The organism is Rhizobium sp. BK289 (assembly GCF_014193575.1).
Classification (GTDB): domain Bacteria; phylum Pseudomonadota; class Alphaproteobacteria; order Rhizobiales; family Rhizobiaceae; genus Rhizobium; species Rhizobium tropici_C.
Genome location: NZ_JACHZO010000001.1, coordinates 681,783 through 697,668, shown reverse-complemented (window position 1 = coordinate 697,668; position 15,886 = coordinate 681,783). Strand labels below are relative to the sequence as shown.

At 59.4% G+C, this 15,886-nt stretch carries 14 protein-coding genes; 5 read left to right on the top strand and 9 right to left on the bottom strand.

The genetic code is table 11. The features are described from left to right. Positions 1–15: 15 nt before the first annotated feature. Entirely contained in the window at positions 16–1,815 is a 1,800-nt protein-coding gene (locus tag FHT84_RS03185; protein ID WP_113250247.1) for a diguanylate cyclase, read from the bottom strand. A gap of 252 nt (positions 1,816–2,067) precedes the next feature. Further along, positions 2,068–2,205: a hypothetical protein gene (locus FHT84_RS03180; protein WP_162736997.1), complete on the bottom strand. Its 138-nt coding sequence runs from the start codon at positions 2,203–2,205 to the stop codon at positions 2,068–2,070. A 308-nt stretch (positions 2,206–2,513) separates the two neighbouring features. On the opposite strand from FHT84_RS03180, the gene FHT84_RS03175 reads away from it, so the two are divergent. Both FHT84_RS03175 and FHT84_RS03170 read left to right on the top strand, forming a co-directional pair. Further along, positions 2,514–3,473 (top strand): acetylxylan esterase, encoded by a 960-nt coding sequence (locus FHT84_RS03175; RefSeq protein WP_113250292.1) that lies wholly within the window; start codon positions 2,514–2,516, stop codon positions 3,471–3,473. Next, on the top strand, positions 3,470–4,198 hold the full coding sequence (locus FHT84_RS03170; protein WP_112345030.1) for an alpha/beta hydrolase-fold protein: 729 nt from the start codon (positions 3,470–3,472) through the stop codon (positions 4,196–4,198). Before FHT84_RS03175 ends, FHT84_RS03170 begins: the two co-directional genes overlap by 4 nt. 57 nt (positions 4,199–4,255) lie before the next feature. Here FHT84_RS03170 and FHT84_RS03165 read toward each other — a convergent pair whose 3' ends face one another. Beyond that, positions 4,256–4,444, bottom strand: a complete 189-nt coding sequence (locus tag FHT84_RS03165; RefSeq protein WP_112345029.1) for a hypothetical protein — start codon at positions 4,442–4,444, stop codon at positions 4,256–4,258. A 354-nt stretch (positions 4,445–4,798) separates the two neighbouring features. Between FHT84_RS03165 and FHT84_RS03160 the strand changes: the two genes are divergently transcribed. Then, complete coding sequence (locus tag FHT84_RS03160; protein WP_112345028.1) at positions 4,799–7,135, top strand: glucose/quinate/shikimate family membrane-bound PQQ-dependent dehydrogenase; 2,337 nt, start codon at positions 4,799–4,801, stop codon at positions 7,133–7,135. A gap of 14 nt (positions 7,136–7,149) precedes the next feature. Here the strand turns inward: FHT84_RS03160 and FHT84_RS03155 are convergent, their stop codons facing one another. From FHT84_RS03155 to FHT84_RS03130, 6 genes are all read right to left on the bottom strand, one after another. Further along, positions 7,150–8,439, bottom strand: a complete 1,290-nt coding sequence (locus FHT84_RS03155) for a DUF763 domain-containing protein (protein ID WP_112345027.1) — start codon at positions 8,437–8,439, stop codon at positions 7,150–7,152. Positions 8,440–8,549: 110 nt separating this feature from the next. Further along, positions 8,550–9,293, bottom strand: coding sequence for an aspartate/glutamate racemase family protein (locus FHT84_RS03150; protein ID WP_112345026.1), 744 nt, complete (start codon positions 9,291–9,293; stop codon positions 8,550–8,552). A gap of 4 nt (positions 9,294–9,297) precedes the next feature. After that, entirely contained in the window at positions 9,298–10,119 is an 822-nt protein-coding gene (locus FHT84_RS03145; RefSeq protein ID WP_112345025.1) for an ABC transporter permease, read from the bottom strand. A gap of 1 nt (position 10,120) precedes the next feature. Then, positions 10,121–11,032, bottom strand: a complete 912-nt coding sequence (locus tag FHT84_RS03140; protein WP_112345024.1) for an ABC transporter permease — start codon at positions 11,030–11,032, stop codon at positions 10,121–10,123. A gap of 71 nt (positions 11,033–11,103) precedes the next feature. After that, entirely contained in the window at positions 11,104–12,402 is a 1,299-nt protein-coding gene (locus FHT84_RS03135; protein WP_112345023.1) for a PotD/PotF family extracellular solute-binding protein, read from the bottom strand. A 31-nt stretch (positions 12,403–12,433) separates the two neighbouring features. Then, a complete protein-coding gene (locus FHT84_RS03130) occupies positions 12,434–13,522 on the bottom strand; it encodes an ABC transporter ATP-binding protein (RefSeq protein ID WP_112345022.1) in 1,089 nt (362 codons plus the stop codon). Between the two features lie 267 nt (positions 13,523–13,789). Between FHT84_RS03130 and FHT84_RS03125 the strand changes: the two genes are divergently transcribed. Together FHT84_RS03125 and FHT84_RS03120 are read left to right on the top strand one after the other, a co-directional pair. Further along, a complete protein-coding gene (locus FHT84_RS03125) occupies positions 13,790–14,503 on the top strand; it encodes a GntR family transcriptional regulator (protein WP_112345021.1) in 714 nt (237 codons plus the stop codon). A gap of 136 nt (positions 14,504–14,639) precedes the next feature. Further along, the gene (locus FHT84_RS03120; protein ID WP_112345020.1) at positions 14,640–15,866 is read left to right on the top strand and encodes an amidohydrolase family protein; all 1,227 of its coding nucleotides are present in this window, start codon (positions 14,640–14,642) and stop codon (positions 15,864–15,866) included. Positions 15,867–15,886: the final 20 nt, after the last annotated feature.

Sequence of the window (15,886 nt, the reverse complement as noted above, 5' to 3'; positions counted from 1 at the left end):
TCAGCCGGTAGACCGTCACGCGGCGTTTTCGACGCCTGGGGCAGCCGGCCCGACTTTCACTGCCGACACGATCGTCTTCTCCTCAAGCGCATCGGAAAAACAGACCCGATTGCGCCCGTTTCGTTTGGCCTGATAAAGGCGCTTGTCGGCAACCACGGCGAGTTTTTCCCAATCTTCGAATGTGCATTGTGCACGCCAGTCGACACCGAAACTGGCCGTGACCGTCAAGCCATGCTCGCCGTCGATGACAGCCTGTGCCAAGGTCTCCCGCAGCCTTTCCGCGGTCGACCGTGCCGATGTTTCACTCACGTCGCAGAGGACGATGATGAATTCCTCGCCGCCATAGCGCGCGAACAGATCATCGGGACGCAGGCATGGCCCTAGAATTTCGGAGACTCTTTGAAGCGCCCGGTCGCCGACGGCATGTCCATATCGATCATTGATCGATTTGAAATGGTCGATGTCGAACATGACGACACTGAAGCCACGGAAACCTGTTTTCTTTGCGGAAAGCAGCCGTCCGACTGCCTCGCCAAGCGCGCGCCGATTGAGGAGTCCGGTCAACGAATCCGTCTGAGAGAGGCGCCTGAGCTCTTCCGTCATCGACTTGCGTTCCATTTCCAGATGCCGCTTGAATCGCTGCTGCTCACGCAGAATATCGAGCCGCTGGAACATTTCGCGCACTTCCCGGCCGGCATGAGGCATTGTCGGTGGCGTCGCGAGGTTGCCCGCGGCAATCTCGTCGATCTGACCTATGGCGGCAAGCATGGGCCTGAAGAGCGAGCGTCGCAGCGTGTAGGCCAACCCGATGACCACCACGATCGCCATCCCCGCCAGCGAGGCGGAGACCAGCATGGCTTTCACAGCGTTCTCCCTAGCCCTATCGAACGAAGTCAATGCACTCGTTTCGATGAACTCGCGCAGGATCTCGGTGGACTTCATTCCGGGAACGTAATTTGCCGTGAATTCGGCCGGTGTCGGCGCGTTATCGATGTTCGACTCGAAGGCAACACGCTGGGCATAGGGCAGCGATCCGGCAAAGTAGCTGAGCGTCACCTGATCCAGCAGCCGTGCAACGGCTTGGGATTGCAAGGTGGTGGGCGCATAGGTCTTCAGAAGCGCGTTCACCTCGAAGAGGCTGTTCAATTCGCGGTCGAAGGCGCTGCGATAGTGCGAACGAGCCTGTCCTTGCGAGGTCAGCATCATGACCACATAGGATCCCAGGCGTCCAGCGTGCTCTCTCAGCGTGCCGGCCATCGATGTCAGCATGACTTCGGCGCCGGTCTCCGGTGCCAGAGCAATGATCGATCGGCCCGCAATGTCGCGGTAATCCTGCGCCCGGTCCGCCGCACGAAACATTGCCTGGATCGCCTCTGCGATCTTTGCGCCGCTACGCTCGCTCCGCGGCATGGCGGCCACCGCGTCGACGGCCTGCCTGCCGGATTCCAGCTGCGCCTTGACCGCCATGAACGCGCTGCGCATCTCCGGCGACTGATCTATTTCCATTCGAAAGAGTGTTTCGAGTTCGGCAATGTTCTTGTCGGTCTCATCACGGCTGGCCTTCAAGGCGGCGGCAAATTGCGGCCGCTCGTCTTGCGAAGCGCCCATGAGACTGTTTGCCGGCCCCCGTTCCCTCGAGATCATCGCCGCCGCATGCAGCGCCGCGTGAAAACGGCTGAACTCCGTCACTCCCCGCTTGTAACTGATGTAATCCGACAGGGTAAAGGCAATCGTAGAGCCGGCCATCATCAAGCAAACCATGATAACAGCAACCGCGCCGATCCATTGCAGCTGTTGAATTCTGAGCCGTGACAAGAAATGCTCTCCAAAACTACCTTCTGTTCGACGATTACAACAGATTCATTGGAATCTTCATTTAACGAACAGACTTAAAACTTCTTCATTTTTCGAGAGCGCAGCGACCGCAATAGCCAGCCGGACAGTGTTTGCCTTCACGTCTTTGCGATGACAGCCAGCATCCCACTCGCGGAAGCGATAGGGAAGAATAATGCCGAAAGTGAGGTTTCGTCACATTTTCCCGATTGCCGCGCAGGCGTTGCGGGGCATCTAGTTCTGTACGAAAGCAGGGGGCATGAAATTGACGCGAGCGGAGTAATGCGGCTGGCCGACCACATGCGATATGACAAGCGCATAGACCAGGATCGAACCCAGGACGATGACGATGCCGCTCAGCGGAAAACCCATCTTCGACGTCGCATCCGGTAAAGCTTCGGGCGGATTTATATCAGCATGTTTTTTCGCGGCTGGTCCAACGGCCGGAGAAGGAAGCCGCAGCTCCTTTTCCAGGCGGGCTTGCGCATCAGGATGCTTGCCATATTTGCTCGCGGGCCGCGGTGCGCAGGAAATCAGCCTGTTTGCGCCATCTTTTCGCGTTGTGCTCTATCGCATCGATTGTCCATCCCAAACGGAGTCCTTGAGATAATTAAGGACGATCTGCGGCCCGTGCAGCGTTGGTGCTTGCGTCGGCGATCCTTTCACGCGACACATTTGCCATGAGTGTACCGACAGCCCATCCCTTCGACTTCGATCCGACCTATGGCATGCAGCTCTCGCAGTTGCAGGCCATCGAGACACCGGAAGCCCCGTTCGGCTTCGACGATTTCTGGCGGCAGCGCTACAAAGCCGCCATCGCCGTCGATCCGCAACCGAAACTTCGTCGCAGCAGATTGCGTCACGACAACTGGCATGTTTTCGATATCAGCTATGTGTCGACGGGATCGTTTCAGATCAACGGTTGGCTGCTTATTCCCCGCCATGGTCAGGTGCGCCGCGGGCTCGTCGTCGGACATGGATATGGAGGAAGGGATCAGCCCGAATTCGACTTGCCGCTGGAAGAGGCCGCTGTTCTGTTTCCCTGCAGCCGTGGGCTTTCTTTAAGCGCCCGCCCGCCGATCCCATCGGACGCGTCGGGGCATGTTGTGCACGGCATCGAAAATCGCGACACCTATGTCATCGGCGGCTGCGTCGAAGACATCTGGCTTGCCGTTTCGACCCTGGAGATCCTCTACCCATGGGTTGCCGGCCATATCGGCTATAGCGGCATCAGCTTCGGCGGCGGTATCGGCGCATTGGCGATTCCGTTCGATGCGAGGATCAGACGCGGCCATCTCGTAGTCCCGACTTTCGGGCATCGTCCGCTATGGCTGACCTTGCCGACCGTCGGCAGTGCGCAATCCGTCCAGGCCTATCAGAAGCAACATGGCAGCGTTCTCGAAACCCTGCGTTTCTTCGATGCCGCGATCGCAGCAAGCCGGATCACCGTTCCGATGCTCGTCGCGCCTGCCCTTTTCGATCCGGCCGTTGCGCCGCCCTGCCAGTTCTCCGTCGCAAATGCGCTGCAGAAGTTTAACGAAATCTTCATCCTGGATGCCGGCCACTTCGATTATGCTGGTAGCGAAAAGCAGAACGCAATTCTGCGAGACAAGGTCGGGCGATTTTTCAAGGTGCTATGAACCGCGAATACCTGCGCTGGTACAGCGCGCGGCTGGATCGAGACATGGAGCTGCTGGTGTTCGGTCACGCCGGCGCCAAGGTATTGGTGTTTCCCACGCGCGACGGACGATTTTGGGAATATGAGCAGATCGGCATCGTCGCCAGCCTCGCTGACAAGCTGGTCAGTGGGCACCTTCAGCTCTATTGCATCGAAGGGCTGGCCAGGGAAACCTTCTACGATGCTCATCGTCACCCGGCCGAGCGCATTCGCAGGCATAAAGCGTTCGAGGAATATATCCTGAACGAAGTCCTGCCGCTGATGGCGCAGAAGAACGCGCATGAGTGTACCATCGTCCATGGTTGCAGCCTCGGCGCCTTCCAGGCGGCCAGCCTGGTTTTCCGCCACCCTCACCTCTTCCGCAAGCTGGTCGCCTTTTCCGGCCGCTACGATCTGACGATGACGGTCGAATCCTTCACCGACCTGTTCGACGGTTACTATGATGACGAAATCTATTTTCACACGCCGACACATTTTCTGCCGGGGCTAGCCTGCGATTGGCGATTGGAGAAGCTGCGCCAGATCGAGATCGTCATGACGATCGGAGACGCCGATCCCTTCATCGACAACAACCGCCACCTGAGCCGCCTTCTGGCTGACAAGCAGATCGACCATCGACTGCACGTATGGGATGGGCGCGCTCATCGAGCCGGCGCATGGCGCAGAATGGCGCCGCTTTACATCTGATCAGGCGACCGACGCCGTGAACCCGCGTGTTGCGAACTCGTATCCGTCAGTGGGATATCAGGCAAGTCCGGCCGGGATTGGTCGCAAAGCCTTGCGCGCACCGTAATCCCGCTCGTGAGACTTGCGATGTTGCTGCTCGGAGCTTGCGGAGAACTCAACCAGAATGCGGTCCATCATGCCATCCGGATAGGTTCCGGTGTCGGCGGTCTCGACTTCCGACTGGGCAGTAACAATCTTCAGATTCATCTTTAGTCCTCCGGCTCGGCGCGGAAACCCTTGATTCCAATGTTTGTTCCATTAGTATCTGCATAATTGTTAAAAAATTAACTACGTCCGTTAATCAATTCGGGCGACGCGGTATCGAACTTGAACGGTCGGCCGGATTGGAACATTCTTGCAATCCTGGCATTCAATCTCTGATGGATTGGGGATCTTGATGCATCGATCCAAATCACTTTGGAAACCGCACCGGATGCTGCCAGCGAAACAACCGACATCGATTTCGACTTAAGAGTGGCCGCGGACTCCGTTGGAGCCCGCGTGTTCTTTGCATGCCTTCGATCAATCACTGTCCAATCGACGGATAGACTGGAACGGATCATGGCCATCATCATCACTTCGATCATTCTGGCGCTCATCGGCTTGGCGCTCGGCGGCGGCGGACTTTGGCTCATCCTGCTCGGGGGAAGTTTCTTTTATCTTCTGGCCGGACTCGCCTTTCTCCTGACCGCCATCCTGCTTGCCATGCGCAAGGCGGCCGCCCTTTGGCTCTATGCGATTTTCGTGCTTGCAGCGCTTGCCTGGGCGATATGGGAGGTCGGTTTCGACTGGTGGCAGCTCGGTCCGCGCGGCGGCCTCATCATTCTGATCGGGCTCTGGCTGCTGACACCCTGGATCCGGCGCCCGCTCGGCTTTCGCAGCCTCGACGGGGTTCATTATGGAGCCAATCCATGGCCGCTTGCCATTTCTCTCGTCATCGCCGTCGTCGCTGCAGCCTATTCGATGACGACCGATCCTCACGATCTAGCCGGCGAGTTGCCGACGGCCGTCGTGTCAAATGCCCCGATGGGCGGCAATGTGCCTGATGGCGAATGGCATCAGTATGGCAGAACCTCCTTCGGCCAGCGCTATTCGCCCCTCGATCAGATCAATCCGCAGAATGTCGCCAATCTCAAGGAGGTCTGGCGCTACCAGACCGGCGATCTGAAGCGGCCCGACGATATCGGTGAGACCACCTATCAGGTGACTCCGCTGAAGGTGGGCGACACACTTTTCATTTGTACACCTCACAGCCTGGCGATCGCCATCGGTGCGACGGACGGCAAGGAAAAATGGCGTTACGACGCCAATGCCGGCATGAACCCCAACCGCCAGCATCAAACGTGTCGTGGCGTCTCTTACTACCACGACACGGCCGCCGCAGCCGGAGCGCCTTGCGCCGACCGCGTCTATCTGCCGACCTCGGATGCCCGATTGATCGCGCTCGACGCGGCCAATGGCAAGGTGTGCCCGAGCTTTGCCAATCAGGGCACACTGCATCTGGAAGCTGGCATGAAGTACAATCCGGCCGGCTACTATTATTCGACGTCGCCACCCGTCATCGTTGCCGACAAGATCATCATCGGCGGTGCGGTCAACGACAATTACTCGACGCAGGAGCAATCCGGCGTCATTCGCGCCTTCGATGCCCGGACCGGCACATTGCTCTGGAACTGGGACTCGGGCAATCCGGACCATACAGCCCCCATACCCGCGGGACAGACCTACACCACCAATTCGCCGAACAGCTGGTCGGTTTCCAGTGCCGATGAGGCACTCGGCATGGTCTATGTCCCGCTTGGCAACCAGACGCCCGACCAGCTCGGCATGGGGCGCAGCGAAAACGTCGAACGCTTTTCCTCCTCGGTGGTGGCGCTCGATATCAATACCGGCCAGCTCAAATGGGTGCAGCAATTCGTCCATCATGATCTCTGGGACATGGACGTACCGGCGCAGCCCGTGCTCTTCGATCTGACAAAGGCGGACGGCAGCGTCGTTCCGGCACTGGTCGCCTCGACCAAGCAGGGCGACATCTATGTGCTCGATCGCCGCACGGGCGCGCCGATCATTCCCTTTAAGGAGATTCCTGCGCCGGGCGGCACCATTCCGGAGGATCATGCCTCACCAACACAACCGATCTCGGATCTGACCTTCTCGCCGCCGCCGCTCACGGAAAAGGACATGTGGGGCATCTCGCTGTTCGATCAGCTCGCCTGCCGCATCTCCTTCCATCAGCACCAATATGAAGGCCGTTATACGCCGCCATCGCTGCGCGGCTCCATTATCTTCCCCGGCAATTTCGGCACCTTCAACTGGGGCAGTGTCGCCGTCGATCCCGAACGGCAGATCATGTTCGGCATGCCGACCTATCTGGCCTTCACCTCGCGGCTGGTACCGCGTGCCGAAATCCCGCCCAAAGGCGCCGGCGACAAGGGGAGTGAACAGGGGCTCAACCGAAACGAGGGCTCACCCTATGGCGTCTATATGGGACCGTTCGTCAGCCCGCTCGGCATTCCCTGCCAGGCGCCGCCCTGGGGCTATGTTGCCGGTGTCGACCTGAAGACCGGCAAGATCGCCTACAAGCACAAGAATGGTACCGTCCGTGACATGACGCCCTTGCCGTTGCCCTTCAAGGTCGGCGTTCCCGGTATCGGCGGGCCGATGGTGACTAAGGGCGGAGTGGCGTTCCTGGCCGCCGCCGTGGACGATTATCTGCGAGCCTATGATGTCACCACCGGCAGGCAGCTTTGGCAGGCACGCCTGCCGGCAGGCGGCCAAGCAACGCCGATGACCTATACGGCAAGCGACAACAAGCAATATGTCGTCATGGTGGCTGGAGGGCACGGTTCGGTGGGAACGAAGCCTGGCGACTATGTGATCGGCTATACGCTGCCATAGGCCGATGGTTTTGGTCAGCTTTTCCGGGAGCGGAGCTGGTCCGGTTCGATGCGATCGCCATCGGATTCGGAGGGAGGCTCCCAGCCGAAAACGCTGCGGCCGCCATAGGAGTAAGAGCGGTCGAATTCGCCGGCTACGATCTCCTTGAGATCAGGGCCGGTGACATAGCGTTCCAGCATTCTCGACTGATCATCCAGGCGCTTGAGAGCCGACAATTCCTCGTCGCGACCGAGACGGCCTTTCCTGACCGCCGATTTCATCACGCTGATCGTCTCGTCATAGACTTTCAGCGGCACGGGAAAGGGATGCCGGTCCTTGCCGCCATGCGCGAGGGAAAAGCGCGCCGGATCGGAAAAACGGCAGGGTGCGCCATGCACGACTTCGGCGACCATCGCCAAAGCCTTGACCGTTCTGGCGCCGACGCCGGGCGTCAGCAGCAATTCCTGGAAATCGACCGGACCACGGTCGGCCGCGGCGGCGAGATTTCCGTGCAAACGCCGCATGTTCACATCTTCTTCACGCACGTCATGATGTGCCGGCATGATAAGATAGGGCAGCGTCGGCTGAAGCTCGATTTTATCATTTACTTCAGCTTGTCTCTCCAGCGCATTGAATTCACGAATAATTCCGTCCGGACCTATCGAGGCGAGCAAATCGAGCTGTTCGCTGCGGGAGCGCTCCGCACGCCGATCGGCGAGATTGATGATCTCGCCCTGCTCGCGCCCTTCGATGGCTGCGTGGGGCGAATCCAGAAAGCTCGTGAGGCCCTCGGATAACCAATGATAGCGCCGCGCCTGCCGCCGTTCGCCATTCATGCCCTGCTGGATGACGACCCACTTGCCGTCATCCGCGACGATGAAGCCATGCAGATAGAGATCGAAGCCATCCTGCACGGCTGCACTATCCACTTTTGCGATCAGTCGGCTCTTGGTCGCGAGCGACGCGCCGTCGATGCCGACGCGATCGCCGATCTCAAGCAGTTCGCCCGGCGTCTTTCGGGATTGCGCACCACGGCCGCCGCAGACATGGATGCCGAGCTCGCCCGAAAGCGGCGTCAGGCCGCGCTTCAAGGCACCCAGAACGCTTGTCGTAATCCCCGAGGAATGCCAATCCATGCCCATGACGGCGCCGAAAGACTGGAACCAGAATGGATTGGCAAGGCGCCGAAACAGCTCGTCGCGACCATAATGCTGCACGACCGCCTCGGTAATGACGGCACCCAAGCGCGTCATCCGGTCTCCAAGCCAGCGCGGTACGCGGCCGCCATGCAGGGGAAGATCAGCTTTGCCAGCTCTCTGTGCCAAATCCACGACTCTCGTTCTTTATCGAGACATTGTAGTCCCGGGAGCGGAGATATGCCAATCGCAACGCTTTAGCGATCAGCGGAGGCCGTGCACGTTGGATTGTGATGAGATTAGGCCAATACCGGTGTCGGCGCGAAGTCCTGCATTGCTCCCGAAAACGGCTTGGGCAATGGCGAGGCGTAGGAGCTGCGCTTGCTGGTGGAGAGACCCAAGGACACCAGCGCTTCGGCCTGCTTGACCGCCGCGGCAACACCATCCACGACCGGGACACCGTAGATCGATTGCAGCTCCCTTGCGAGATCCGTCATGCCGGCGCAGCCGAGGACGATTGCCTCCGCCCCATCTTCGGCAAGCGCGCGTTCGATTTCCGCCCGCAACTTTCCGATCGCGCCGGAAGACGAGTCCTCAAGCTCGAGAACGGGAATGTCCGAAGCTCGAACCTTCGCTCGCGCGCCCATGCCGTAGCGCTGGACGAGATTATCGATGAGGATGCGCGAACGTTCGAGTGTCGTCACCACGCTGAAGCGCTGCGCCAGAAAGCCGGCTGTTGCAACGGCAGCTTCGCACAAACCGACAACGGGCACATCGCAAAACATGCGTGCGGCTTCCAGGCCGGTATCGTCGAAGCAGCAGATGATCGCGGCGTCATAGCCTTCAGCCCGCCTCTCCCTCAGTTCACGCAGCATACCGGGTACGGCCAGCGCTCCATCGTAATAGCCCTCGATCGAAGCCGGCCCCATTTGCGAGGTGGCAGCAATGATCTCCGTGCCGGCGCTCGCCACGGCGCGTGCAGCGATCGCCGCCTTCTCCGTCATGGAAACGGTGGTATTCGGATTGATGAGCAGCAGGCGCATGATCTTAGCTTTTCTTGGCTTGGCGGCGGCCGAGCATGGTCATGATCGCAAGCGCCAGCAGGATGATGGTGAAGGAAAAGAGCGTCGTCACCGTTCCGAGCGCATAGAGCACCGGCGTCGTGACATTCGTCGTCATGCCGTAGATCTCGAGTGGCAGGGTGTTGTAGGTGCCTGATGTCATCAGGGTGCGGGCGAACTCGTCATAGGACAGCGTAAAGCCGAACAGGCCGACGCCGATCAGGCTCGGTGCGATCATCGGCAGCACGACATGGCGGAAGGTTTGCCAGGAGCTAGCACCGAGATCTCGGGCAGCTTCCTCATAGGCCGGCGAAAACCGGTTGAAGACCGCAAACATGATCAGCACGCCGAAGGGCAACGTCCAGGTCAGATGCGCGCCGAAGGCGGAGGAATACCAGGCCGGCGCGATGCCCCCCTGTTGGAAGACAACGCCGATCCCGAGCGAAATGATGATGGATGGGACGACGAGGCTGGCGACGGTCGCATAGAACAGGAATGTCGAGCCACGAAACCGGCGGCGAAAGGCTAGCCCTGCCAGCAGCGAGACGACAACGGTCACGATCATGACCATCACGCCAAGGATCAAGGAGCGCTGGAAGGAGGCGCCGAAATCGCCGACCGCTTGCTTCTCGAAGAGATTGGCGAACCAATGCAGCGAGACACCATTCAACGGGAAGGTCAGGCCGCCGTCCGGCCCCTGGAAGGACAGGATGATGACCGCCGAGAGCGGGCCATAGAGAAACAACACGAAAATGGTGAAGAAGATCGCCAGGACGTAGAATTCGAGGCTGCGCTTTTCGCGGTTCATCCTAGAGCTCCTTGCGAATATCGACGATGCGCAGGATGGCGGCGACCATCAGCAGCACGACGATCAGCAGCACGACGGCATTGGCGGCGGCCGCCGGATATTGCAGCAGCGACATCTGGTTCTTCATCATCAGTGCGATGGATGCGCTTTGGCCGCCCGACATGACCTGCACGGTGGAAAAATCAGCCATGACGAGCGTGACGACGAAGATGCTGCCGATCGCCATCCCAGGCTTCGCAAGCGGAATGACCACATTCCACAGCACCTGCCATCCGCTGGCGCCGGCATCGCGCGCGGCTTCGAACAGCGAGCGGTCGATGCGCATCAGCGTATTGAAGATCGGCGTCACCATGAACAGCGTGTAGAGATGCACCATGGCCAGCACGACGGCGAAATCGGAATAAAGCAGCCATTCGATCGGCTGCGGGATGAGGCCCATCTCGATCAGCGTCGAATTGACCAGCCCGTTGCGCCCGAGAACGGGTATCCACGAGATCATACGGATGATGTTGGACGTCATGAAGGGCACGGTGCAGACGAGGAAAAGGATCATCTGCGTCGAGGTACGGCGGATATGAAAAGCCAGGAAATAGGCGACCCAGAAGCCGATGAAGAGTGTCAGCGCCCAGACAATGGCTGTAAATTTCAATGTGTTGAGGTAGGTTTTCCATGTAACCCACGAACCGAGCGTATCGGTGTAATTCGTGGTCAGGAATGCCGGATAGAGGCCGGCGAAATCATAATCCCAGAAACTGACGATGCCGATCATGGCGATCGGCAACAGGAAGAAGAAGCCGAGAATGAGAAACAGCGGCGTTGCCTGCAGATAGGCAACCGCCCAGCCGGGCACGGCTAAACCGCGTCTGGCCTTCTGAGTTTCCTGCTCCGCATCCGAGGAAGCGATTGTCGCCATATTCCGGCTTCTCCATTGATAGGATCCTCTCCCCGCCTTGAAGCGGGGAGAGGAGATGACGGCTATGCAGCTTAGGCAGCGATGAACTCGTTCCAGCGGCGGACCATGTAGCGGTCCTCGTCCATGACCGAGTTCCAGCAGGCGACCGCGCCCATGCGGGTTTCGAAGGAACCGCCGTCGCGGACGGCGCCGGCCTTCTCCATCACCTTGCCTTCCGGAGACAGGATATCGCCCTGCGCCGGCTTGCCTTCGATCCAGTAGCCCCATTCGTCGGCCGACATGAACTGCTTTGCAGTTTCCATGCAGGCGGAATAGTAGCCTTGGCGGTTGAGATAGCCGCCGACCCAGCCGGACGTATACCAGTTGATATACTCATAAGCCGCGTCGAGCTGTGCGCCCTTGAGATGCGAGGCAAGGCCGAGACCGCCGCCCCAGGCGCGATAGCCTTCCTTGAGCGGCTGGAAGGTGCAGGCGATGCCCTTGGAGCGGACGGCGGCAACCGCCGGCGACCACATGGACTGGATGACCACTTCGCCCGAAGCCATCAGGTTGACGCTTTCGTCGAAGGATTTCCAGAAGGCACGGAATTGGCCGTCGCCCTTGGTCTTGATCAGGAACTCGATGGTCTTGTCGATTTCCGCCTTCGTCATGTTGCCCTTGTCGGCATATTTGATCTTGCCGGCGGCTTCCATGATCATCGCGGCATCCATGATGCCGATCGACGGGATGTTGAGGATCGCGGTCTTGCCCTTGAAGGCGGGATCGAGAATATCGGCCCAGCTGTTGATCGGACGGCCGGTGAGATCGGGACGAATGCCGAGCGTATCGGCGTTGTAGATGGTCGGGACCATCGTCATCCACTGCGTCGGCTCCTTGGCGAACTTGCGGGAGGCCTGTCCCTCGACGAAGCCGACCGTGTGCGGCGCCGTGCCCTGTGCAATCACGCTATCGGGCTTCAGCTTGCCATTGATGAACAGTGGCACGATCTTGTCGTAATATTTCAGCTTCTTGACGTCCATCGGCTGCAAGACGCCGGTCGGGAACACCTTCTTGGCGATCCAGTATTCGATGTCGGCGATATCGTAGCTGTTCGGCTGCGTCACGGCGCGCTGGGCGGCGGCATCGGAATCGGTCGCGGTCATCTCGAGCGTGATGCCGAGATCGGCCTTGCACTTCTCCGCAATGGCATTGATGTTCGAAACGCCGGTGCCGAACTGGCGCAGCGTGATGTTCGATTGCGCCCAGATGGTCGGAAAGCCGGTGATGGCACCGGAGCCGGCCATGGCGCCGAGCGCGGCCGCGCCGGTCTTCAGTAGCGAGCGGCGGGAAATGCCTTTCGTCGTCTTGGTAGTCTTGGTTTCAGTTGTCATGTCAGTTCCCCTTTTTTGATGCTTCGGATTTTCATGCGGACATACGGCCGAGAAGGATCGCGTCCTCCTGGGCCCAGCTCAATGAGACGGCGTCGCCGACCGTTATGGATTTGGCGGCGTCATCGTCATTGCTTGCGATCACTGTGAAATCGTCGCTTCCCGCACCGATAACGGTGATCTTCAGCGTCGCACCGCGATATTCGACATTGGAGACCACGCCGTTGAAGCCGAGGCCTTTACCATCAGCCTGCGAAAGCCGGACACGATCGGTGCGGATGGCGATATCCACGGCTTCGCCGGCCTGGCGTCCCGTTCCTCTCACGGAAAAGCCCTGCCCTTCGGGCACGGCCATGGTGATGAGGCCGTCTTCGCTCGCGGTTACCCGCCCCGACAGGACGTTGTGGTCACCCATGAAGCGGGCGACGAAGGCCGTTGCGGGGTGCTCAAAGACCTCCCGTGGCGAGGCGGCCTGCTCGATCCGCCCGTCATTCATGATGACCATGATATCGGCGAGCGCCATCGCCTCTTCCTGGCTGTGCGTGACATGGACGAAGGTGATGCCCAATGTCTTCTGCAGCTTCTTCAGTTCGGCGCGCATGCGGATCTTCAGGAATGGGTCGAGCGCCGACAGCGGCTCGTCCAGCAGCAGCGCTTCCGGATCGGTGATCAGCGCGCGTGCCAGCGCGACACGCTGCTGCTGGCCGCCTGAAAGCTGTGCCGGGCGCCGGGTCGCATAGGCTTCCATCTGCATAAGCTTCAGCATTTCGAGCGCCTTGGTCCGACGCTCATCCTTTGCGACACCCTTCATCTTCAGGCTGAAAGCCACGTTGTCGATGAGGTCCAGATGAGGAAACAGCGCGTAAGACTGGAACATCATCGCCGTGCCGCGCCTGGCGGGCGGGAAGTCCGTCACGACGGTGTTTCCAAGGCGGATGTCGCCGGAGGAAATGCCTTCGTGGCCCGCGATCATGCGCAGCGTCGAGGTCTTGCCGCAGCCGGACGGCCCCAGGAAGCAACAATAGGAGCCAGCCGGGATTTTCAGGCTGATCGCATGAACGGCCGTGGTCGCCCCGTAGACCTTCGAAACGGACACTATATCGATCTCTGCCGCTTTCGACATCATCTTCCCCTTTGGTTTGGGAAAGACACTGCATCAATCGTGCCAGTTTCGCTGCGATGCGCTAAATTACTGAAATATTTGTCTTATTCTGAGAGGAATGGTATTCTGCCTTTCTTGAGGCAGTTCGGTGTCTGCTCATCAAATAGGCTATTGTGCTCGATTTGTGCAAATTATTGTATACAATTTAGCATCGTCTTTGCATAAGATTTCATTTAACTTCGGGCCGAAACAAGTTATCATTTTTGGCGACCATTCAGGTAGGCGATTATGGATTCTTCAGCAGACGGGCTTCTGACGCCCATCGACTCCACGGAGACGGGCGCACAGCAAATCCGCGACGCCATTCGTGACGCGATCGTCGAGCGCAGGCTGGCACCCGGTACGAAGCTCTCCGAAAGTGATGTTGGCGGCCTATTCAATGTCAGCCGCACTCTGGCGCGCGCCGCCTTGCAGGCGCTTTCCTATGAGGGGCTCGTCAGCGTTGAAAAGAACAGAGGCGCTTTCGTCGCCTATCCATCGCCCGAGGAAGCCAAGCAGATATTCGCCGCGCGCCGCCTGGTGGAGCCGGGCATATTGAAATCGGCGGCCGAGCGGATTACCCCGGTTCAACTCAGGCAGCTGAGACAGCTTCTCCTGGAAGAAGGCCGCCTGATGGGCGAGCGCGGCCAATCCGCACGCCGCGCCGAGATCAAGGCTTCGGGCGATTTTCATCTGATGGTGGCGGCCATTTCCGGCAATCTTATCATGCAGCGTTTCATGGAGGAGCTTGTCGCCCGCTCGTCATTGGTAATTGCGCTCTACGGACAGTCGAGCGCCTCCAGCTGTGGCCATTCCGAGCACGGTGACATCATCACCGCTCTGGAGCAGAAGGATATCGACACGGCCTGCGATCTGATGCTTCATCACATCGCGCATATCGAGGCGGATCTCGATCTGCGCGAGCGCAAAAGCTTCGGGCTGAAAGAAGCGTTCGAGCGGTGAGACCGCCGTCTTGCAGGCAGTTGCGCTCGGATCGCTGTCTATCGGTTGAAGGGGGAAAGTTGAGTATGACGGAAATCCTCTTTGCCGAGGCCAAGCTCGCTAATGGCTACCCCACTGCAATGAGCGAGGCAGCTTCATGCTCGATCTGGTGATTTCGAATGTCCGTATCGCCGGGCGGGACGGTTGCTACGATATCGGTCTCAGGGATGGCAGGATTGCCGCGATCGAGCATGAGTTGACTGTGGATGCGCCGCGTCACGATATGTGCGGCTGCTTCGCCTTCGGCGGCTTTGTCGACAGCCACATCCATCTCGACAAGGCCTGCATTCTCGACCGCTGCTTCATATGCGAAGGCACGCTGGAAGAGGCCGTCCGCGAGACCGCCAAGGCAAAAGCCGCCTTCACGGTCGAGGACGTCCATGCGCGCGCCGCCCGGGTGGTCGAAAATGCGATCGTCAATGGCACCACGGCGATGCGGACTTTCGTCGAGATCGATCCACGCGCGGCTTATCGGTCATTCGAGGCAATCAAGCAAATCAAGCGCGCCTATGCCTGGGCGATCGATATCCAGATTTGCGCCTTCGCGCAGGAAGGCCTGACCAACGAGGCCGAAACAGAGGGCATGCTGGATCAGGCGCTCCGCGACGGAGCGGATCTCGTCGGCGGCTGCCCTTATACCGATCCCGATCCCCCAGCTCATATCAGCCGGATTTTCGATCTGGCGGAACGTCATGATGTCGACGTCGATTTCCATATCGATTTCGATCTCAACCCATCGGGTTCCGCAATCCCCGCCGTGCTGGCGGAAACGAAGCGGCGGAACTATGGCGGCCGCGTTTCCATCGGCCATGTCACCAAGCTTGCGGCCATGTCGTCCTTCGAAGCCGGCGAGATTGCGAAGCGTCTTGCCGATGCCGGAATCGCGGTGACGGTTCTGCCGGCAACCGATCTCTTCCTGCTTGGCCGGGACAGCGATCATCTTGTCCCGCGCGGCCTTGCCCCGGCGATGCTGCTGACAGGCAATGGGGTTACCGTGACGGTGGCGACAAACAATGTCCTCAATCCGTTCACCCCCTTTGGCGATGCTTCCCTTGCCCGCATGGCCAATTTCTTCGCCAATACAGCGCAGCTGTCGAGGGATGAAGACATCGCCGCGGCATTTGACATGGTCACCATCAATGCCGCGCGAGTGATGGGACGCGACTATGACCTCAAGCTAGGTGTGCAGGCGGATATCGTGGTGGTGGATGCTGCCGATCCGTTGTCGCTGGTTCGTGAAATCCGGCACCCGATTGCCGGCTGGAAGAACGGCAGGCAGACTTTCATGCGCCCACGGGCACGCCTGCTCACACCGGAAGGCTGAAGAGCATGATGCCGAAAGTG